Source organism: Rhodococcus sp. 1168 (assembly GCF_002091955.1).
GTDB lineage: Bacteria > Actinomycetota > Actinomycetes > Mycobacteriales > Mycobacteriaceae > Rhodococcoides.
Window position 1 is genome coordinate 35,143 of record NZ_MKKY01000036.1, and the last position, 19,828, is coordinate 54,970.

At 62.9% G+C, this 19,828-nt stretch carries 20 protein-coding genes; 8 read left to right on the forward strand and 12 right to left on the reverse strand.

Annotated features, from left to right (window positions below):
* Positions 1 to 320 precede the first annotated feature (320 nt).
* Positions 321 to 2,396: an HNH endonuclease signature motif containing protein gene (locus tag BJI47_RS24440; protein ID WP_254900400.1), complete on the forward strand. Its 2,076-nt coding sequence runs from the start codon at positions 321 to 323 to the stop codon at positions 2,394 to 2,396.
* 216 nt (positions 2,397 to 2,612) lie between these two features.
* On the opposite strand, the gene BJI47_RS05210 is transcribed toward BJI47_RS24440, so the two are convergent.
* Positions 2,613 to 4,421 carry an MDR family MFS transporter gene (locus BJI47_RS05210; protein ID WP_088942740.1) on the reverse strand — a complete coding sequence of 603 codons (1,809 nt, stop codon included), beginning with the start codon at positions 4,419 to 4,421 and terminating at the stop codon, positions 2,613 to 2,615.
* A 189-nt stretch (positions 4,422 to 4,610) separates the two neighbouring features.
* On the reverse strand, positions 4,611 to 5,888 hold the full coding sequence (locus tag BJI47_RS05215) for a nitrate/nitrite transporter (protein ID WP_088942741.1): 1,278 nt from the start codon (positions 5,886 to 5,888) through the stop codon (positions 4,611 to 4,613).
* 74 nt (positions 5,889 to 5,962) lie between these two features.
* On the opposite strand from BJI47_RS05215, the gene aroQ reads away from it, so the two are divergent.
* The 3 genes from aroQ to BJI47_RS05230 all read left to right on the forward strand — a co-directional run bounded on the left by aroQ (position 5,963) and on the right by BJI47_RS05230 (position 7,824).
* Complete coding sequence (gene aroQ / locus BJI47_RS05220; RefSeq protein WP_088942742.1) at positions 5,963 to 6,418, forward strand: type II 3-dehydroquinate dehydratase; 456 nt, start codon at positions 5,963 to 5,965, stop codon at positions 6,416 to 6,418.
* An 83-nt stretch (positions 6,419 to 6,501) separates the two neighbouring features.
* Complete coding sequence (locus BJI47_RS05225) at positions 6,502 to 7,224, forward strand: thioredoxin domain-containing protein (protein WP_254900401.1); 723 nt, start codon at positions 6,502 to 6,504, stop codon at positions 7,222 to 7,224.
* A gap of 30 nt (positions 7,225 to 7,254) precedes the next feature.
* Positions 7,255 to 7,824 carry a vitamin K epoxide reductase family protein gene (locus BJI47_RS05230; RefSeq protein ID WP_088942744.1) on the forward strand — a complete coding sequence of 190 codons (570 nt, stop codon included), beginning with the start codon at positions 7,255 to 7,257 and terminating at the stop codon, positions 7,822 to 7,824.
* On the opposite strand, the gene BJI47_RS05235 is transcribed toward BJI47_RS05230, so the two are convergent.
* Positions 7,821 to 8,204, reverse strand: coding sequence for a RidA family protein (locus BJI47_RS05235; RefSeq protein ID WP_254900402.1), 384 nt, complete (start codon positions 8,202 to 8,204; stop codon positions 7,821 to 7,823). The two genes, BJI47_RS05230 and BJI47_RS05235, sit on opposite strands and share 4 nt — an antisense overlap.
* Before the next feature lie 250 nt (positions 8,205 to 8,454).
* Between BJI47_RS05235 and BJI47_RS05240 the strand changes: the two genes are divergently transcribed.
* Both BJI47_RS05240 and BJI47_RS05245 read left to right on the forward strand, forming a co-directional pair.
* The gene (locus BJI47_RS05240; RefSeq protein ID WP_088942746.1) at positions 8,455 to 9,873 is read left to right on the forward strand and encodes an NlpC/P60 family protein; all 1,419 of its coding nucleotides are present in this window, start codon (positions 8,455 to 8,457) and stop codon (positions 9,871 to 9,873) included.
* A 58-nt stretch (positions 9,874 to 9,931) separates the two neighbouring features.
* Entirely contained in the window at positions 9,932 to 10,711 is a 780-nt protein-coding gene (locus BJI47_RS05245; protein WP_088942747.1) for an acyl-[acyl-carrier-protein] thioesterase, read from the forward strand.
* Here BJI47_RS05245 and BJI47_RS05250 read toward each other — a convergent pair.
* Genes BJI47_RS05250 through BJI47_RS05275 form a run of 6 tightly spaced genes read right to left on the reverse strand, consistent with a single transcriptional unit; the run spans position 10,630 to position 16,088 of the window.
* Positions 10,630 to 12,045, reverse strand: a complete 1,416-nt coding sequence (locus BJI47_RS05250; protein WP_088942748.1) for an AMP-binding protein — start codon at positions 12,043 to 12,045, stop codon at positions 10,630 to 10,632. The genes BJI47_RS05245 and BJI47_RS05250 overlap by 82 nt on opposite strands.
* Before the next feature lie 9 nt (positions 12,046 to 12,054).
* The gene (locus BJI47_RS05255) at positions 12,055 to 12,657 is read right to left on the reverse strand and encodes an energy-coupling factor transporter transmembrane protein EcfT (RefSeq protein ID WP_088942749.1); all 603 of its coding nucleotides are present in this window, start codon (positions 12,655 to 12,657) and stop codon (positions 12,055 to 12,057) included.
* Entirely contained in the window at positions 12,654 to 13,334 is a 681-nt protein-coding gene (locus BJI47_RS05260) for an energy-coupling factor ABC transporter ATP-binding protein (protein ID WP_088942905.1), read from the reverse strand. Before BJI47_RS05260 ends, BJI47_RS05255 begins: the two co-directional genes overlap by 4 nt.
* On the reverse strand, positions 13,331 to 14,458 hold the full coding sequence (locus BJI47_RS05265) for a thiolase family protein (RefSeq protein ID WP_088942750.1): 1,128 nt from the start codon (positions 14,456 to 14,458) through the stop codon (positions 13,331 to 13,333). Before BJI47_RS05265 ends, BJI47_RS05260 begins: the two co-directional genes overlap by 4 nt.
* Entirely contained in the window at positions 14,455 to 15,561 is a 1,107-nt protein-coding gene (locus BJI47_RS05270) for a class I adenylate-forming enzyme family protein (RefSeq protein ID WP_176224681.1), read from the reverse strand. The genes BJI47_RS05265 and BJI47_RS05270 overlap by 4 nt, the downstream gene beginning before the upstream one ends.
* A complete protein-coding gene (locus BJI47_RS05275; RefSeq protein ID WP_088942907.1) occupies positions 15,558 to 16,088 on the reverse strand; it encodes a biotin transporter BioY in 531 nt (176 codons plus the stop codon). The genes BJI47_RS05270 and BJI47_RS05275 overlap by 4 nt, the downstream gene beginning before the upstream one ends.
* A gap of 238 nt (positions 16,089 to 16,326) precedes the next feature.
* On the opposite strand from BJI47_RS05275, the gene BJI47_RS05280 reads away from it, so the two are divergent.
* Entirely contained in the window at positions 16,327 to 16,824 is a 498-nt protein-coding gene (locus tag BJI47_RS05280; protein ID WP_088942908.1) for a histidine phosphatase family protein, read from the forward strand.
* A gap of 8 nt (positions 16,825 to 16,832) precedes the next feature.
* On the opposite strand, the gene BJI47_RS05285 is transcribed toward BJI47_RS05280, so the two are convergent.
* Both BJI47_RS05285 and BJI47_RS05290 read right to left on the reverse strand, forming a co-directional pair.
* Entirely contained in the window at positions 16,833 to 17,036 is a 204-nt protein-coding gene (locus BJI47_RS05285; protein WP_084346120.1) for a hypothetical protein, read from the reverse strand.
* 56 nt (positions 17,037 to 17,092) lie between these two features.
* Complete coding sequence (locus BJI47_RS05290; protein ID WP_176224682.1) at positions 17,093 to 18,085, reverse strand: MsnO8 family LLM class oxidoreductase; 993 nt, start codon at positions 18,083 to 18,085, stop codon at positions 17,093 to 17,095.
* A 141-nt stretch (positions 18,086 to 18,226) separates the two neighbouring features.
* Between BJI47_RS05290 and BJI47_RS05295 the strand changes: the two genes are divergently transcribed.
* Positions 18,227 to 18,604 (forward strand): VOC family protein, encoded by a 378-nt coding sequence (locus BJI47_RS05295; RefSeq protein WP_088942752.1) that lies wholly within the window; start codon positions 18,227 to 18,229, stop codon positions 18,602 to 18,604.
* A 5-nt stretch (positions 18,605 to 18,609) separates the two neighbouring features.
* On the opposite strand, the gene BJI47_RS05300 is transcribed toward BJI47_RS05295, so the two are convergent.
* Positions 18,610 to 19,554, reverse strand: a complete 945-nt coding sequence (locus BJI47_RS05300; RefSeq protein WP_088942753.1) for an endonuclease/exonuclease/phosphatase family protein — start codon at positions 19,552 to 19,554, stop codon at positions 18,610 to 18,612.
* Positions 19,555 to 19,828 lie beyond the last annotated feature (274 nt).

The window sequence follows — 19,828 nt, forward strand, 5'->3', positions numbered from 1 at the left end:
CCTTCCTGGTCATCAGCTTCGACAGCTTGCCGCGTCGAGCCTGGCCCGAGGTGGAACGTCGAGTTGGTCAGGTGGCAGGAGTGGGCTGGCGCAGAGTTCGGACCAACCGAAGACAGAGGCAGCCGTGTCCACGCGCCGCGAGGTGGCAGACCGCGCGCCCAATCACCCCCGACTGGGATGTCGGCGACATGGTGTATGCACTCGAATTTTGTATTCGACTGCACTACAAGCGAATCGAAGAAGCCAACCCTTGACGGGCATCCCGAGAGGCGATAGTATCGAACATACGTTCTAATCGACTTGCCGGGGGGCTTCGATTCATGAGTTCGAGTCGCAGAAGTGCATTCGCGTCGTACGTAGGTCCGCAGCACACGCCGGTCGTCGATCGATCAATACTTCAGGAGCTCTCCGACGCGGCGGTGATCGAGAACCAGGCCTGCGCACGCAAAGTTCGGCTCGCAGCGTCGATCTGGGATTCGTGCATTCACCAGAACGTCCAAGTCGGTGACGTGATCATGGATGCGGGGAGCTATGCGGCATCGGAGACAGCGAAGGCGCTGGGATGCTCCAAGGCTGTGGCGGACACTTATGCAGAGATCGGTATGGATCTCCGGCTCCGATTGGCTAGGGTCAGAGCAGCATTCGACGCCGGCGAGTTGGATCTCGCACGGGTGCGGGCGATCTATCGAAACACCAACTCGCTCTCACTCGAAGTTGCCGTCCGCATCGAGTCCGAAATACTCAACGCAGCGCGCCGCCTCTCCCCCGGGCCACTCGCCACCGAGATCTGTGAAATCGTGCAGCGCGTTGCACCGGAGGAGGCCGCTGCGCTTCGCAAGGATCTCGTCAAGCTCACCCGCGTTCGATACCGCGACAGAGACATGATCGCCACCATCGAGGCCGACCTCGAAGCGGGTGACGCCGCGGCGTGCTGGCAACTGGTCAACGAAATGGCGAACACTCTGTGCCGCCGTGATCCGCGCACTCGTGGCCAGCGACTTGCGGCCGCGTACGTGGCGCTCATGCATCAAGAGACATTTGTTTCGTGCACGTGCGAACAGGACGAAGACGATCCGTGCACCGCCCGGCGGGAATTGCCTGACCGCCGTAGCCCACTGACCACGGTGACGATCGATCTGCCGACCCTTGCCGGACTCGCCGACCTACCCGGGTACCTCGCCGGGCACGGATTGATCGATGCGGACTATGCCCGAGAGCTTGCTGCAAACGGAGACTGGCAGCTACTGCTGACCGAAGCGGCCGATCTCGCAGCATCGCTCGGTCTTGTGGACGTGATCCCTGATCAGGATGTCGATGTTCGGTCAGAGCGTGGCGAGGGTGACGGTGTGCCTGACCAGCGAACGGGTGCGGGTCGAATTGGAGGTGAGGTTTCCGAAAGCTGTGAGCCCAGAGAGAGTGAGGGAGCAGGTGAGATTGGAGGGCCCAGCGAGAGTGATGAGGCCGTTCAAATAGACAGGGAAGGTGAGATTGTTGCGCCCGGTGACTGCTTAGGCCCTGGCACTGAGACCGGCACTGGCACTGGAATCGATCTCGGTGAACACACTGTGCTCAATCCGTTGGGCCATGGGCGCCGCAGGCGCGGACTCCACCTTCCGAAGCGTCCGGCAAAATCTCAACCGTGCACCACAGTGCCGAACGCGACTGAGTCCGCTGACGATTACACCGGGTCCTACACGCTGGTAGCGCACATCGAAGAGGCTGTTGCAGCTAACCCGGCGCGGGCTGAGGCCCTGCACCCCGATGGTCACGGCGGATTCCTCGAACCCCCCGACGGTGCGCTCACTTATCGCCCGAGCAGCGAACTGGCCAAATGCGTTCGACAACGGGATCGCACCTGCCGCCATCCGGGATGTGATGTTCCGGCCGCAGCCTGCGAAATCGACCATGTGGTGCCCTATCGCCACTACGACCCGAAACAGGGCGGATGGACGGTACTGACCAATCTGCATTGCCTTTGCCGCTATCACCACATGCTCAAAACGATGGGCGTCTGGGTTCCCGTCATGCTCTCGCGGGGTATCGACTACTGGACCTCGAGTTCCGGTTCGACAGCGATCACTCTGCCTGGTGGCACAGTCGGGACGACCGATCTGTCCGGCTGCAGACTGATCCCCCATATTCCGCGCAAGCGACGCCCCCACTGCAGCCCTCAGTCTGCGAACAAGAACAAACCGGACGCCGAACTCGCTACACCCTACGGACCGGGCACACCGTTCTCCGATCGCCCGACCGCCCAGCCGGTCCGGCGCAGCGGAGACCAGCGCGACGCAGCACATAGCGATAGCAATGCCGCAAGCATCGGCGGTCCCAACAGTCCAGGGAATCCCTGGGCTCGTGGGAATACGGAGGATGCAGATGGCCCTGCGCCGTTCTGAACTGTGGAACAGGAGGTCCCTCGTAACCATCGAAAGTTACGAGGGAGCTAGGAGTCTTCCCAGGGATCGATCTGCGCGCGGACCCACTCGAGTCATGCTCCCGAAAATTGCTCGACTGCGCCGGGCAAGATCGCATGTTGACAGCGATCACTCACTGTAGGAAGCGATCCCCAGCGCAGCACTTTCACAGCGCGGCACTCCCCAGCGCGGCTTTCGCTAAAGATCCCCGCGTGCTCTTGCCGCCTCGCCCTTGGCAGCCTCACCCTTCGCAGCCTCACCCCCGGCAACCTCACTCTTGGCAGCCTCACCCCCGGCAACCTCATCCACTGCAACCTCACCCCCGGCAACCTCATCCACTGCAACCTCACCCCCGGCAACCTCATTCTTTGCCGTTTCCCCCTTGGCAGCTTCAACCTTTGCAGCTTCGTCGCGTTCCTGCTGGGCAGCTGCGAGACCGGACATTGTCCGCAGTGGCACTTCCCTGACGAAGATGACCAGCACGAATCCGACGACCATCAGGATGGAGACGGCAAGGAAGACATAGTCCATGGCGTCGGAGAATCCGACGCGGAAAGGTTCTGCCAGCGCACTGTCGAGCTTTTGCATGAACGAACTGTCGACCAATGCACTGCCGGCGATCGACGAGTCCTGCGCAATGATCGCGTCGGCGAAGCCCTTTTCCAGTGGGTCCGCACTCGTCGACGCCGACTGGACGGCCTGCTGAAACTCCGGCGTCGTACTGGCCGCTACCAGCGCGTCAGTGGTCTTCGGCGTGAGCTGTGTGAACAGCATCGACAGGAAGACCGCAACGCCGAGCGTCGCACCGATCTGGCGGAAGAACGTCGCAGCCGCAGTCGACACTCCCATGTCCTTGGGCGGCATCGCGTTCTGAATTGCCAATGTCAGCGGCTGCATCATGCAGCCGAGACCGATGCCGAACAATGCCATGACCAGCATGGTGTGCCACAGCGGAGTATCTGCGTGCACATAGTGGAAGAGGAACATTGCGACCGCCATCAGCGCTGTGCCGACTACCGGAAAGACCTTGTAGTGGCCAGTTTTCGAGATCATGCGACCCGACACGATCGATGAAATCATGAGGGCACCCACCATCGGAAGTGTCTGATAGCCGGCGAGCGTCGGCGACGAACCCTTGACGACCTGCAGGTATTGCGGCAGCAGCGAAATACCACCGAACATTGCCGCACCTGCGATGACGCTGACCGCAATACACAACGCGAACAATCGGTTGCGGAAGAAGCGCATCGGGATGAGTGCGTCGTCGCCCATCTTTACTTCCACGAAAATGAATGCGAGGACGCCGAAGACACCGATCGCAAAACACATCAACGCGAGAGGGGAAGTCCAGCCCCACACCCGGCCCTGTTCAGCGATGATGAGCAACGGCACGAGACCGATCGCCAGCAGCAGTGCGCCCCACCAGTCGACGCGCGCCTCACGCCTGAACACCGGAAGATTGAGCACTCGCCACACGACGATGAGCGCGATGATGCCCAAAGGGACGTTGATGTAGAACACCCACCGCCAACCCGTGATGCCGAGAATGGACGACTGGCCTGCGAGCAGCCCGCCGATGACAGGTCCGAGCACGCTCGAAGTGCCGAATACCGCAAGGAAATAGCCCTGGTACTTCGCTCGCTCACGAGGCGGAACGATGTCCCCGATGATGGCGAGCGCCATCGACATCAAGCCACCAGCACCGAGCCCCTGCACTGCGCGGAATGCAGCGAGCTCGTACATCGACGTCGAGATGCCGCACAGCATCGAGCCGATGACGAAGATCGAAATCGCCGTCATGTAAAACGGTTTGCGGCCATACAGGTCGGAAAGCTTTCCGTACAGCGGGGTCGATATCGTCGAGGTGATCAAGTACGCGGTGGTGACCCACGCGAGAACCGAGAATCCGTTGAGATCATCGGCGATCGTGCGAACCGACGTCGCCACGATCGTCTGATCGAGTGCTGCGAGGAACATGCCCATCATCAGCCCCGACAGAATTACCATTATCTGTCGGTGTGTCAGTTCTCCGGACGCTGGCTGCGTCGTTTTTTGTTCAATTACCACCGCTTGGTTACACCTTTACGATATGTTTGCTTGCAGCACACAAGTAAAATGGAAGTACCAGCATGCTCTAGGACACGCCAGATTGCAATCGAATTGCAAGGGACTCAGCTCTGATGCCGCATCGTCCATTTACGGTTTTCGACGCGCCTCGAAAATCTCCCGCATCGTGCGCGGGTGGATCCCTTCATCGGCCAATTGCCTTCGAGTCTTGCGGCGCGTCAGCAAAACCCCGGTAATTGCCACTACCCACACCGGATACTGCGCGAGAAACGCCAACCGGAACCCCTCGAAGGTGTACCCGCCGTTCGCTTGCAGAATCACCCCGACAGCCGCGATCACCAGCAGCGAAGCCAGGAACCCACCGATGTTCACCATCCCTTGGGCAGTGCCGAGATTAGCGCTCGGATTGAACGTGCGGGCGTAGTCGAATCCGATGACCGACCCCGGTCCCCCGACCGAAATAACCACGACGAGCATCACCAGCAACCACAGTGGCGCCGGGCCCGGCAGCGCGAGAACGATCGTCCACATGACGGCATTGCTGATCATGATGGCCAGCACCAACCACGACCGCCGCATCGGGTACCGACCCGTCAGAAATCCGAGAAGCAAACCGGACACGACGGCCGAGAACACCGAGATGGATAGCAATACCCCTGCGGTCGATGCAGACAGACCCTGCCCCGAAGTCAAATAGGGAATCCCCCACAACAAAGCGAAAACGGTGATGGAGAACTGCGTTCCCATGTGGCTGAAGAACCCGAGACGAGTACCCGGGCGGCGCCACACCTGCCCGATCGTGGCGAGAGTCTCGCGCATCGAGGTCGACGGCTCGACTACCTCCGATCCAGGCGGCACATCCCGTATCAGCGCCAAGGCAAGGACGAACGCAAGTAAACCGAGCGACGCCGCACTGCCGAACGCGAACGTCCATCCCGGCCCGTCGAGCAACATCAAGAACGGCACCGCCGACAGAATCTGACCGGTCTGACCGAGCAAACCAGTCAGCTGCGAGACGACGGGAACCTGCCGCGGAGCGAACCACCGCGGGACGAGCCTCAGCACCGAAATGAAGGTCAACGCGTCGCCCACCCCGACGAGCGCCCGTGCGGCGACCGCCACCGGAAGCGACTCCGTGAGTGCGAGCGTGATCTGCGCGATCGTCATCAACAGAGCACCGAGCGCAATCATTTTGCGTGAACCGACGCGATCGAGCACCACACCGGCAGGAATCTGCATCGCGGCGTAGACGACGACCTGAAGAACGACGAACGACGAAAGCAGCGACGGGCTGACCGAGAACCGATCGGCCGCGTTCAGGCCTGCCACTCCGAACGCGGTGCGGTGCAGAACGGCGACGATGTACGCGAAGACGCCGACACCCCAGACCAGCCACGCAGCTTTCACTAGGACAGTGTGCCAAGGACCTGTGAAATGATCATCCTCGGTGGTACGCGCCCTGAACGAAAGTGAGCAATCACATGGTCGGCGAATCGAGCGCAGCCCGAGGACACATCCTCGTGCTCAACGGACCGAACCTGAACATGCTCGGCACTCGCCAACCCGAGGTGTACGGCCACGAAACCCTCGCCGACGTCGTCGCACTATGCGAGAAGACCGCCGCTGCGCGCGGCCGAACCATCCGCGCCGAACAGTCCAATCACGAGGGACAACTCATCGACTGGATACACCAGGCACGCGGCAACGCGTCGGGAATCGTCATCAATCCCGGCGGCCTGACGCACACATCGGTGGCATTGCGCGACGCACTGATCATTCCGGAGGTCCCCATCATCGAGGTGCACATCAGCAATGTGCACGCTCGCGAGGAGTTCCGTCACCACTCGTTCGTTTCCCCCGTAGCCAGCGGCGTCATCGCCGGCCTCGGTGTGGCGGGCTACGGATTCGCCGTCGAACGAATCATCTCGCTGACCTGACAGTCCAGCGCTCAGCCTGACCTCAGGTATACCCGCCTATGATTGTCCCGGACTTCATTGGTCGGGCGAGCAAGGGATCTGCAGTGAGCAACGAAAGCAAGAAGAAGGCACAGGCTGCCACAGCTGCCATGCAAGGAAAAGACAAGAAGCGACGCACGCTGATCCAGATCGGGATCGCCGTCGTACTCATCGCCTTGGTTGCCGTCATCGGATTTTCCGTCGCATCGAAGAAATCCGACTCCGACGCGCCGGCCGCGGCCCCCTCTTCGACTCAGGACAACGGGGCGATCCGAATCGGTGATCCGAATGCCGCCGTCGTCGTCAGCGTCGTCGAGGACTTCCAGTGCCCGGCGTGCGCGCAGTTCGAGTCGATCAGCGGAGACACTCTCGCCGAAATGGTCGCGGACAACACCGTTGCCGTCGACTACCGGCCGATCGCGATCCTCGACCGCATGTCCTCGACCAATTACTCCACACGCGCCGCGAACGCGAGCCTGTGCGTCGCCGAGGCCGATGCCTCCGCGTGGCCTGCCTGGCACAAGGCGATGTTCGATCAGCAGCCCACCGAGGGCGGTGCAGGCCTGAGTGATGACGAACTCGTGGCCATCGCCAGGCAGGCAGGCATCGAAAGTCCGGAGCTGTCGAGCTGCATCACCGACGGCACCTACACCGACTATGTGACGAGCCAGACGAAGGCCGCGCTCGACGAGGGCATCTCGAGCACACCGACCGTCTCCGTCAACGGGACCGTGGTGTCGAACCCGACTCCGGACGGTCTGCGCGCCGCGATCACCGCCGCACAGTGAACGAGTGCGAAGTGAGAGGACGGGTGCGAAGTGACAGCGAGTAGAGCCACCGCCTGGGTACTCACGATCGGCGGCTTTCTCGGTCTCCTCGGTGCGCTGACCCTGACCATCGAGCGAATAAAATTGCTCGAAGACAGCGCATACGTGCCGTCCTGCAATCTCAATCCGGTTCTGTCCTGCGGTTCGGTCATGTCGACCGAGCAGGCTGCGTTGTTCGGGTTCCCCAATCCGATCATCGGAATCGTGGCCTTCACCGTAGTGCTGATGACGGGGATTCTGACGTTCGGCCGAATCGAACTGCCGCACTGGTACTGGCTCGGCCTCAGCACCGGCACCGCACTCGGTGTTGTGTTCGTGCACTGGCTGATCTACCAGAGCCTCTACGAGATCCATGCCCTGTGTCCCTACTGCATGGTCGTGTGGACGGTGACGATACCGATCTTCATCGTTTCGCTGTCCCAACTCGTCGACCGCGAACGAGCAGGCACCATCACCAGAGCTCTCCTCGAATGGCGGTGGACCATCTTGGCAGTCTGGTACGCAATCGTCATCGCCGCGATCGGAATCGAATTCTCCGACTACTGGTCGACGCTGGTCTAGAGCACCGCGATCGCATCGATCTCGATCAGCAATTCGTCCATCGCGAGCTTGCTGATCTCGACAACTGTCTGTGCAGGTCTGCTATCGACGAACAGCTCGCCCAAAATGCCGGTGTACGTGTCCAGATCACCGAGGTCGGTGAAGTACACGGTCAACTTGACGACATTGGCCAAAGAGCCGCCGGCCGCGTCGAGAATGAGCCGAATATTCTCGAACGCCAGCCGGATCTGAGCCGACACGTCCCCGATACCGGCGAACTGTCCGTCGGCGGTGATCGACGTCTGGCCGGACAGATACAGCGTGCGGTCGGCGTTCTCCACGACGACGCACTGCGACAGTAGCTGCGCACCGGGGTCCCACACGGTTTCGGGCGACAGCACGTATTTGTCGATGATCTTTCATCCCCCTGCTCGGAATTGTCGGTAGTGATTTCTCACCGCCAACCTACGCGGAACACCAGCTCGGGTCGGTGTGAAATGTGGGTCAAGGGTAATTTTATTGTCGCCACCCACTAGAACGTGTTCTATTTTGCTCCGCGAATCGATCCCAACGTGCATGATGTGTGAGTCACCTCACATGAATGGGTCGACATGGAACGTCGGGGAGAGCTCGAGCACCAGGAGTTGTTACATGGCAGGCGATCCAATCGCAGTCATCGTTGCCGTAATCGTGTCCGCTGCAGGAGCGGTGGCAGCGACAGACCTTCCCCCACAGGTCAAAGACGGCGCCAACAGCGTCGCGGCGGCCGCGGAGGACACCGGTCGACCGTTGCAGAAGCAACTCGATGACCTGCTCGGTACATTGCCCGCGCCGGCAGCCGATGTCGCGCACACTGCTCTCGACAACGCAGCGACCGCCGTCGAAGATGCAGCCGAACCGATGTTGCCCCCGAAGCCAGCAGAACCCGCCAAGCCGGAAACTGCTCCCGTCGCCGACGTTCCGGTGCCCGGTGCCGCCGCGATTTCTACGACGCCCGATACGACCGCTACGCCAAGCGCCTTTGCGCCCTCGGCGTTTCCCACCAACGCAGGATCGGTCCAATTCGGCGGACTGACGTACTCGCTCGGGCAGATCACGAACCAAACCGCGTTCATGCCTGCCGCCGAAGCGCTCAGACGGGCGCTGTTCCCCGGTCTACCCGCGACTTTCACCGGAGTCTCGCTGTCACCGATAGGTGCAATCACCGCGTTCGTTCCTTGGCTGACCCGCGCAGGATCTATCTGTAGCGGAGTCAAGGCACCGACGATTGCCGCTTTGTACGCAGCGGAAAACGGATTCCGGCACGGACCGACCTCGCCGGTATCGGTGTCCGGGGCCCGCGGGCCCGGCCAATTCATGCCCGCCACCTGGCGCACCTACGGCAAAGATGCCGACGGCGACGGCGTAGTCGACATCAACGGCATCGCCGATTCGGTCATGGCGTCGGGAAACCTGCTCTGCGACATCAACAGTCAAGTCGAGAAGTGGAAGTCGGCCGGATTGGTCAAGGGCGACAGTCTCGACCTGACCATCGCCGGTTACAACGCCGGCGCGGGCGCGGTCCTGAAGTCCGGCGGAATGCCGTCGGGAACACCCGATTACGAGAACCAGACGAAGCCGTACGTGGCGAAGATTCGTGCGACGGAGATGCAGTTCGCCGCAATCCTGACGCCGTTCGCCGGCACCGATATCGCCGGTATCGGTGGTCGAGCAGTGCAACTCGCCATGGACTACCTCGGCCTGCCGTATGTATGGGGCGGCGGCAACATCAACGGGCCGTCCGGTGGTGGGTTCGACTGCTCGGGCTTGACCTCGTACGCGGTGTACAAGGGCTCCGGTGGCGCGGTCACACTCCCCCGCACCTCCGAGACCCAATGGGGTGTCGGCACCGAGATCCCGTTGTCGACCGCTCAGCCCGGGGATCTGCTGTTCGGGAACTGGCAAGCCGGTGGACCTGGGCACGTGGCCATCTACATCGGCAACGGTCAGATGGTGCATGCCCCCACCACCGGTGACGTCGTCCGCGTCGCTCCGGTCTTCGACGGAATGAAGGCTCGTCGCGTTCTCTGACTCGCACCGGGTAGGTTCGGTTCGAGCACGAACCCACCGGTAACAAGGAGCGACACACGTGGACAATGCCGGAACCGTAGAGCCAGCGGGCTTCGACGACGCCCTGGCACCACTACCTGTCGAAGGCGAAGGGTTCGAAACCGATTGGCCGATTCGTACCGGCGATGTCGCCCCGGCCGGCCGCTTGCGTTTCGACGGGATCGCGCGCTACCTGCAGGACATCGGCTCGGACAATCTCGCCGCGACAACTCTCGGCCTCACCGATCCTTTCTGGATCGTTCGGCGGACGGTCATCGACGTCCATGAACCCGTACAGTTTCCCGATCACATCCATCTGCGGCGCTGGTGTTCGTCGATGTCGACTCGTTGGTCCAACATGCGAGTCTCGATGTCGACCGGCAAGGGTGGCTCCATCGAAACCGAGGGCTTCTGGATTAGCATCAGCGCCAAGACCGGTATGCCGACACGGATCAGCGACGATGCCCTCGACATGCTTGCACGCACCACCGATCAGCATCGACTCAAATGGAAGGCATGGCTCACCGAGCCCGTGCCGCCTCAGTCGGACACCGATATCCAGTTTCCGTTGCGTGCCACCGATATCGACTCGTTCGATCACGTCAACAACGCGGCATACTGGCATGCCGTCGAGGAGTTCCTGGTCCAGTACCCCGATCTTGTTGCTGGACCACACCGGGCCGTCATCGAGTACCTGTATCCGGTTCTCGGCAAGGAACAGGTCTGCATTCGGCACCGCTACGAAAATGGTTCGCTGACAATCTGGTTCGTCGTCGACGGCGCAGTCCGGACGGTCGCGAAAATTGCCCCGATCTCCTGACGATCGACCTTGCCCCGCGGCGTCCGCGGCAACTGTTCCAGAGTCAGAATCTGTACCGGAACACTAGGGCTCGGTAGCTCACGGCGCAGGTGCCGCCAAATCTCGGCAGTAGACGGCGGATTCGCACCTTCCACGATCACCACCGCGGGGACTTCACCCATGCGGGCATCCGGAACTCCGACACACGCTGCCTCCACAATGCCCGGAATCGCAGTGAGCGCGGTCACGATGGGAGCCAATTCCACATTCAGGCCCGCCCGAATCAGAATGTCGGTGTCCCGGCCGAGCAGCGTCAACTGCCGGTTCTCGAGTATTCCCCTGTCCCCCACGGTCATCCATCCATCGACGGGGCCACTGACCACACCGTCTTCGGTGAGGTAGCCGTCGAACAGCATGTCGCTACGCACGTGCACGACAGAATCTCTGATCTCGATGTCGACGCCGTCGAACAATGTCCCCGGCCCGGGGTCGATGCCGCGGTCGAAGGAGACGAAACTCAACTCCGATGCGCCGTAGAAGTGCACGATCGAGGCATTGGGGAGGGCCTCCTGCAGCGCCGATCGGCCGGAAGACGGCCAACGCGCCGCACTGGACAGCACTTCGCGCACACTCGGCACCGGTCCGATCCCGGACCGGACCACGTCCCAGGCAATAGTCGGAACCGAATACAGGTGCGTGGCGCCGCTGGGAAGCGACTTGTCCACCGGCCGGAGGTCGACAATCGCGCCGCGGGTGAGTCCGTGCAGCGCACCGTAGAGGAAGTGCGTGTGATCGAGCACCCCCGGCGTTGCAACGCGGTCACCCGCACGGATGTCGAACGTCGAGTCGGAACGGTCGAGGGTACGGGCCCAGGATCGTTGATCGCGGACGAACAGCTTGGGTTCCCCCATCGTGCCCGAGGTGATTCCGATGAGAAGTTCACTGTCGTCGTCGGCAGCACCACAGGTCCGAACATCCTCGACCTGGATGCTGTCGGCAGAAGTCGGGGCCTCGGCGCCCATCCTCCGCAGCCGCGCATGCTGATTCGGTGCTGCCAGAACAACATCGGGTCGCGTCAGAGACAGCACGCGGGCGAACTGCTCGGAAAGCAAGTGGCGGTGCAGAAGCACCACACCGATTCCCGACGCCATCGCCGCTGTCACGGCTACGAGCGACCCGATGTCCGACGTCGGCAGCACGGCCACTCTTCGCATTCCCGACATCCCTGCCGCCGTGGCTGTGACCAGCTCACCGAACTCGCCGTACGTCACTGCGCCTCGCCGGTCCACGATGGCGAGCGAGGAGGGCTTGTTGCGGATATGCCGCGCGATCCGGTCGGTCAACAGTTCGCTCACTGGAGGACCTCAGTCATCGTCGACACCCCGCGCGACAAGGGCATCACCCATCGCGTCCGCGGTTCGCAGCGCTCGGACCAGGACGGGCGTCACGAGCGCGGTCATCGACCATTGCAGGCCTCGCGCTTTCCGTGCCTCGGCGACCTCGTGCACGATGGTCGCCAGAATAGGAATGCACCTGATCGCCAGGGCGAGCATGAGGCCGATCCGGTCGGGGTCGACGCCGAATCTCCGCAGCGGTCCCAGAGCGCGGGTGACGGTGTCGAGCATGTCGGTCACGCGTGTGGTGAGCGTGACCAACGCGGCCAACGCAACCGAGATCAGCAGAACGCCGCACACCACGACAGCACGAGCGGGAGAGGTGATGATCACCTGGAAGATGCCGATGATCAGCAGCATCCAGATGATCGGGCGCAATTGGGCGAGAGCAACTTTCACAGGTATCCGAGCTAGGAAGAACAGTGCCGCGACCAGCGCAGCGACGATGCCGACCTGAATCGGCGTTCGGACCACGACGGTAGCGGCGACGATCGAGGTGATGAGCAGGAGCAGCTTCACCCCCGCGGGCAATCGGTGCAGGAACGACGTCCCCGGCCGATACAAGCCGATCATTCGACCAATTCCCGGTACGCGGGAACCGCATCTTCCGGGGCGCCGTCGAACGCGATCAGCCCGTCGTCGATGACGATGACGCGCTCGAAGCTGTCCAGCAGCGCCAAATGATGCGTCACGACGATCACTTGCTGATCCATCGAATCGAGTGCCTCGGCAACGACTCGGGCATTGCGAAGATCCAGGAGCGTCGTCGGCTCGTCGGCAATGACGACCTCGGGGCGTCGGATGAGGACGGCTCCGATCGCCAGGAGTTGCTTCTGCCCGCCGGACAACAGATGGGACGGATGCTCTGCGTGGTGGTCGAGGCGGAATCGCACCAGGATCTCGTGCACACGTTCGGCGATCTCGGCCTTGCTCAGTCCCGAACGGCGCAGCGAGAACGCGAGATCCTCCGAGACAGTTGGCATGACAATCTGCGTATCAGGATCAGTGAAGACGAAGCCGACCTTCTTCCGCACCTGCGCGCCCTTCCTGGATGCGTCCACACCGTCGACGGTCACCGTCCCCGACGTCGGCGCCAACAGACCGTTGATCATCCGCGCCAGTGTCGACTTACCCGAACCGTTGGAACCGATAATCCCCACACGCCGCTCACTGAACCGAAGGTCGATGCCGCGCAACACCTCACGATCACCGAACGCGTGCTTGACGCCCTCGAACACGACTTCGCTCACCATGCACGCTCCACGATCATCGCAATCCCTTGTCCGCCGCCGATGGCGCACGCAGCAAGTCCCAATTCGGGGCCACCGTCAGCCAGCATCTGAGAGGCCAAGCGCACCAACAGGATCGCGCCCGAAGCCCCCCACGGATGACCCATCGCAATGGCGCCGCCCTGCGGGCACAGTAGGTTTTCATCGAGCCCCAGCTCGTCCGACACCGCGAGTACCACCGCTGCGAAGGCCTCGGTGATCTCCACGACTCCCACGTCGGACAGGGCGACGCCCGTTCGACGCAACACCTTCTCGATAGCGGGAACCGGCCCGAGGCCGGGCAACGCCGGATCCGAGCCGGCGACGGCTGCACCCAGAACACGAAGCGCCGGAAGGCCTTTCGCGCGCGATTCGGTGGTGACTGCGAGCGCCGCTGCGCCATCGGAGATTCCGCACGAGTTGCCGGCCGTACCGGTACCCGACGGGGAGAAGCTCGGGCGAAGCCGCGCCAGCCGTTCAGCGGTCATATTCGATCTGATGCGCTGATCTCGCTCGATCCCGGCGATCGGCACGATCTCGGAGGTGAAGTCCGATTCGGCGGCAAGCCGGTGTGACCGTGCGGCGTACGCGTCCAGGCGAACACGGTCGATACCTCGAAGGCGAGCAAGATCGTCGGCAGCGACGCCCATGTCCGGGTCCGAAAAGCTGTCGGGCGCAAAGGGCGCACGGGTGTAGCGAACTGGTTCCGACCCCGCCTGCGGTGGCCAGAACCGCCACGGTGCGGTACTCGCCGATTCGACTCCGCCCGCAAGGATCACGCTCTCGTCCCCGCTGCGCACCCGCATCGCGGCCTGCATCACCGAATCGAGCCCCGAACCGCACTGCCGATCGACCGTCACCCCCGGCACCTCGACGCCGAGGCCGGCGCTCAGTGCAGCGATACGGGCCGGATCGCCGCCAGGCCCCAGACAATTGCCGAGAACCACGTCGTCCACTGCGTCCTCGCAACCCGATTCACGCAACGACGCCAACACCGCCCGCAACACCGGAGCAGCGAGGTCGGTCGTCGTCAGATCGGCAAATCCGTGACCGGCTGTACCGATCGGCGTACGCCACGGAGCGACGAGAACTGGAGCGGAGGTCATGAGATCGAGTCTGTCACCCGTGCACGGGCGATCTTGCCGCTACCGGTGCGAGGCAGAGCCGGGACGACGATCCATCGCCTGGGCACGGCTTCACGGAACAAGCGTCCACGGGCCTCGGCTTTGACGGAATCCACGTCCGCCCCGTCGTGAAGCTCTACAACGGCAGTCACGGTCGCACCGAGCACCGAATGCGGCGTTCCGACGACAGCCGAAGCCCGGACACCGTCGATCGAATCCAGCACCAGCTCGACGTCCTCCGCGATCACCGTCGTTCCGCCCACGTTGACCGCGGCATCTCCGCGCCCTCGCACGATGAGCTGCCGATTCGGCCCGAGCTCGGCGAGGTCTCCGACACCGAACCACTCCGGAGCTCCGAGGACCCGATACGGCGAGCGCACGAACAGGAGCCCGTCGCGAACCTCTGCTTCGAGGCCTGCCAGCAAAGTCAACGGTTCCGGCACCCGACGCGCAGCGACCAGGGACAGCTCTGCCGCCCCGTAGTACTCGACGAGTTCGATGCCGTGCGCGCGTTCCTGCGCTCCCGCATCCAAGGCCGTACCGGCCACGACGGCGAGGCGGAGCGCCGGTGCTCGATCGAGGAGATCGCGAAGGACCGCTGGGACGGCGTGAGCCACCGTCGCACTCGTGCGGTCGTCCGTGACACAGGCGCCGATCCACAGAGCATGGGCGGCCGCGAACAGGTGCATCGTGGCGTGCAAAGGTCCGGTAACCAACACTCGATCAGCAGCGGTGATGCCGGTGATCGAGGTGAACTCGGCGAAGCTGTCGGTCCACGACGCAGCAGTGCGAGCCAGTCCGCGCGGCCTGCCGGTCGAACCCGACGTCGCGACGAGCAGGAACGCGTCGGGATCCACGTTCCCGTGGACCGGCCTGGCCTCCGGATTCTCCACTCGCACCGCTGCCCCCTGACGCGCAGCGGCGAACACACAGATCAGGGCTTCGGGAAGATCCAACTCCGACGCATCGTGCATGCGCGACTGCGGCCATCGGTCGATGGCGGCGTCGAGCTGTTGGTAGGTGAGGGCTCGCCCGTTCCAGTCGATCGCGAGCAATGACCCGCGCCCGCCCAGAAGCAGACTCACGAACGAATCAAACCGGGATACGCTCGGTGCACACTTTTGGCGACCACGGCACCGATGACGACCTTCACCAGGTCACCGGGGATGAAGGCGAAGTTGGTGGAGATCGCGCCCCACACGCCGATGTCGGTACGAAGCAACAGGCCGATCGTGCCGAAAATGTAGATGATCACGATCGCGCCGAGGGCGTTGATCGCCAGGCCGAGCGCTATCGGGTATTTCGGGAGGATGCGGGCGGTCAGCAGCCCGATGACGAACGCCGCCGGGATCCACCCGATGAGATATCCGGCGCTGGGGCCCGCGAGTGCTGTCAGGCCGGTGCGGCCACCGGACAGCAGAGGCAGCCCGATGAGAGTCAGTGCGATGAACACCACGACGGCCGCCGTTCCCTTGCGGGCACCAAGGATGGCGCCGGCGAGGATGACGCCGAGGGTTTGGAGCGTGATGGGCACGCCACTGAAACCCACCGTGATTGCGCCGGGAAGTCCCAGGGCGGCCAGCAGCGCGGCGAAGACGGCGATCTGCGCCATGTCCCGTGCCGAAATCCTTACCTTGGAACCGGAGCCGGACACTGCTTCGGAACTGGACACCGATTTGGAACTGGATGCTGCCGAGCTTCGTGCACCTTCGAGACCTGCCATGACGACTCCTTGTGAGCGCAAACTTGAACGGCGTTCAAGATAACAGGTGCGCACCCTGCGGTCTGCATCGCGACCTCCACTGCGCAAGCAGATGGATGTGGTGGCCCCGGCCGGATACGGTGGATCTATGGCCGAACTGCGCACCCTCGTACTCATGCGACACGGTAAATCCGGCTACCCGGAAGGGACGCCGGATCACGATCGCCCCCTCGCCGAGCGCGGCCGGCGCGAGGCAGCACTCGCAGGCCGCTGGATAGCCGAGAACGTCGGCAACATCGACGCCGTCATATGCTCCACTGCCACCCGTACCCGAGAAACCTTGATCGCGACGGGCATCGATGCGCCGGTGCGATTCGAACAACGGATCTACGGCGGCTCACCCGAAGAAATTATCGAGGAAGCTACGCTGACCGAAGCTGCCATTTCGACCCTGCTCATCGTTGGACACGCACCCGGAATCCCCTGGACGGCACTGGAACTGGCGACGGAAAACAGGTCCTCGACAATCGATGCCATCACCATGAAGTTCCCGACGTCAGCGATCGCCGTACTGACCACCACAGCGTCATGGGCCGAACTGAGGCCGGGTATGGGCTCGCTCACGCAATTCCATGTCCCCCGGTAAACGTCGGACTAGCTGCGCAACTTGGCGACGACCAGGCCGACGACACCGATCGCGAGAAGTAGAACCACTGCGGTTCCGAATCCGGCGAGCCACCATACGAGCCCGAAAACGACCAGGGCAGGTGCCGCAGCGATGACCGCGATAAGCGGGTTCTCACGGACTGTCTCGAGCGCGGATTGTGCATGAACTCTGTCAAGCTTCTTGCCTGCCATGACGACCTCTCCGGTGACTGATTTCGTCTCTTTCTTCACTGTACTGCGCAACACCTTCACTCGGCGATGGCTCGAGACGACGGCGAAGGCGCAAACAGCTTCCATAATTCGGCGTCGGCCACTGCCAGCGCGGTTCGGTCGTACGTCGAAGTCGACGCCAGGATCTCATCGGCGCCGGTGCGCTCGATCAGCTCGTCGAGCCGAGTGGCGACTTCGTGGGCAGTGCCGTGCACCGATGAGTCGATCGAGCGTTCCACCCGTTCCCTCGTGCGAGTGGGCGCGGCATCGAAATCGACTTCTCGGGCAGGAGCGAGCGGTGGAAACTCACCGGTATTCCTCGATTGAGCCATTGCCCAGGCCTCGGGCAGCATCAACTCGCGAGCGAGGGCTGCCGAGTCCGCGATCATGATGTCGAGCGAGACGATGACGCGCGGGTTCGGGGAGAGCTCGGTGGCGCGGAACTGACGTCGATAAGCTGCGATCTCGGCACCGTCGCCCCAGAGAATCGGGCCGCCGACCACCACCGGCAATCCCGCTTTCGCTGCTATCGCCAACCCCTTCCCAGTTGCCAGGACGTACATCGGTGGGGCAGGAACCGCCGGCCTGACCGTCACCGGACCCGTCCCGTCGAGATATCCCGCGAGTTCGGCCAGATCGTCGGCGAATGTATCTGCTTCCTCACGACCGGTTCGGAGCGCGCGGCGGACAGGTTCGGTGAAGCCGAGCGAGCGCCCGAGACCCACATCGACACGCCCCGGGTAGAGCGCGGCGAGCATCGCGAACTGCTCGGCGACGACGAACGGCTGATGGTTGGGCAACATGACGCCGCCGGAACCGAGGCGGATCCGCGAGGTCTGGGCGCCGATTGCTGCAAGCAACACGGGCGGGGCACCACTGGCAATACCGGGAACCCCGTGATGCTCTGCCACCCAGAACCGATGGTAACCAAGCTGTTCGGCGTGGACAGCGCGTTCGATCGAGCCGGCCAAAGCAGACGCGTCGTCGAAACCTGTCCTCGTGCGGGAGCGATCGAGTATGGACAGAAGCACACCAGCGTCAACAGCCGATCGGTCATGCATATTTCTCCGGCAAGCAGTGTTCCCCTAGTTAAATACTCGGCTCGCGGACCGAATCTGTCCGCAATACTTGGCAGGCTTGCTGGCACCACAACGAAAGGGAGCGAACGAATAATGGACATCAAACTCGAACTCGTCATGATCCCGGTGAGCGACGTCGACCGAGCCAAGGACTTCTACGTCAAGATCGGATTCAACGCAGACTACGACGAGCGGCCGACGGACGCGATCCGCTACGTACAACTGACCCCACCCGGATCCGCCTGCTCCATCGCCATCGGCGAAGGCATCACCGCCGCGGCACCGGGAAGCGTCGAGGGCATGCAGGTCGTCGTCACCAGCGCCGAACAAGCGCGCACGAACCTCATCGCAGCAGGCCTCGACGTCGACCCCGTCGTCGACCTGGGATGGGGCAAGTTCGTGTTCTTCGCCGATCCCGACGGAAACAAGTGGGCCGTCCAAGAACTCCCGGACTACGCACAGAAAGATTGACGGCCTCAGGGCGCGCGTAGCAACAAGTCCGCGCGGATGCCGCGGTGATCGGAGCCAGGAAGCTCGACGACCCCCACATCGATCACCGCGGCGTCGCTGACGAGAATATGGTCGATCGCTATCAACGGCGGGTACCACGCGTCGGCAGAATACGTAGCCAAGTGACCGGCGCCGACCTCCATCGCCGCGTCACGGTAACGATCCCTCAGCAAGTTTCGGTACCGCTTGTGGTCGAACGTCGCATTGAAATCCCCCGACACCACCACGGGTCCGTCGTCGAGCGGGATCTTGTCCATCAACTGCCTGAGCGCGGCAAGTTCGCGCGCCCACGCCGATGGGTGCCGCGGCCACGGCGGCACCGGGTGCACTGCGAACACGAGTGGCCATGGAGCATCGGGGACCTGCACACGCACCGACAGCAATTCGGTGATGTAGCCATCGTGCCGAGTCTCGTCGCCGATGGGATACCGCGAATAGATACCGGTCCCGTTTCCACCCGACGCTGCGCTGACGAACGGGTAAGGAAGACGTTCGAGAATTCCCGCCTCGACGAGCCCCTCGTGCGCCGAACGAGTCAACTCGACCACGGTCAGCACATCGGGCGCGTGAGCATCCACTGCAGCCACAACAGCACCCGGATCAGCCTCACCGAGCAGGATGTTCGCACTCATCACACCGAACGGCGTGCCCTGAACACTGCGCTTACGAAGCCGCGCCCGAACCAGAGGGAACTGAGTCGAAAACGCAACTGCGACAACCAACGACCCTGCTACGACGCCCCACCACCCGGCACCCACACCCAGAAGCACAGCACCCGGAACCGCCGCCACCATGAGAAGACGAGCAAGCGCGGCCGCAACGGCCATGAACTGACCCGTCGAATCGACAAGATGCGCGGCAATGCCCAGCAACGCGACCGCAACGAATACGGCCCCCAGAACGATGATCATTCGCGCCAGTGTCCCAGGCACACCTGTGGAAGAGCTGGCAAAACCTGGTCACCCCGGGCCGCGACCGACAAACCCGGTCACTCCGCAAGCTCCGCTCCTGACAAACCCGGTCACTCCGCAAGCTCCGCTCCTGACAAACCCGGTCACTCCGCAAGCTCCGCTCCTGACAAACCCGGTCACTCCGCAAGCTCCGCTCCTGACAAACCCGGTCACTCCGCAAGCTCCGCTCCTGACAAACCCGGTCACTCCGCAAGCTCCGCTCCTGGGAAATCTC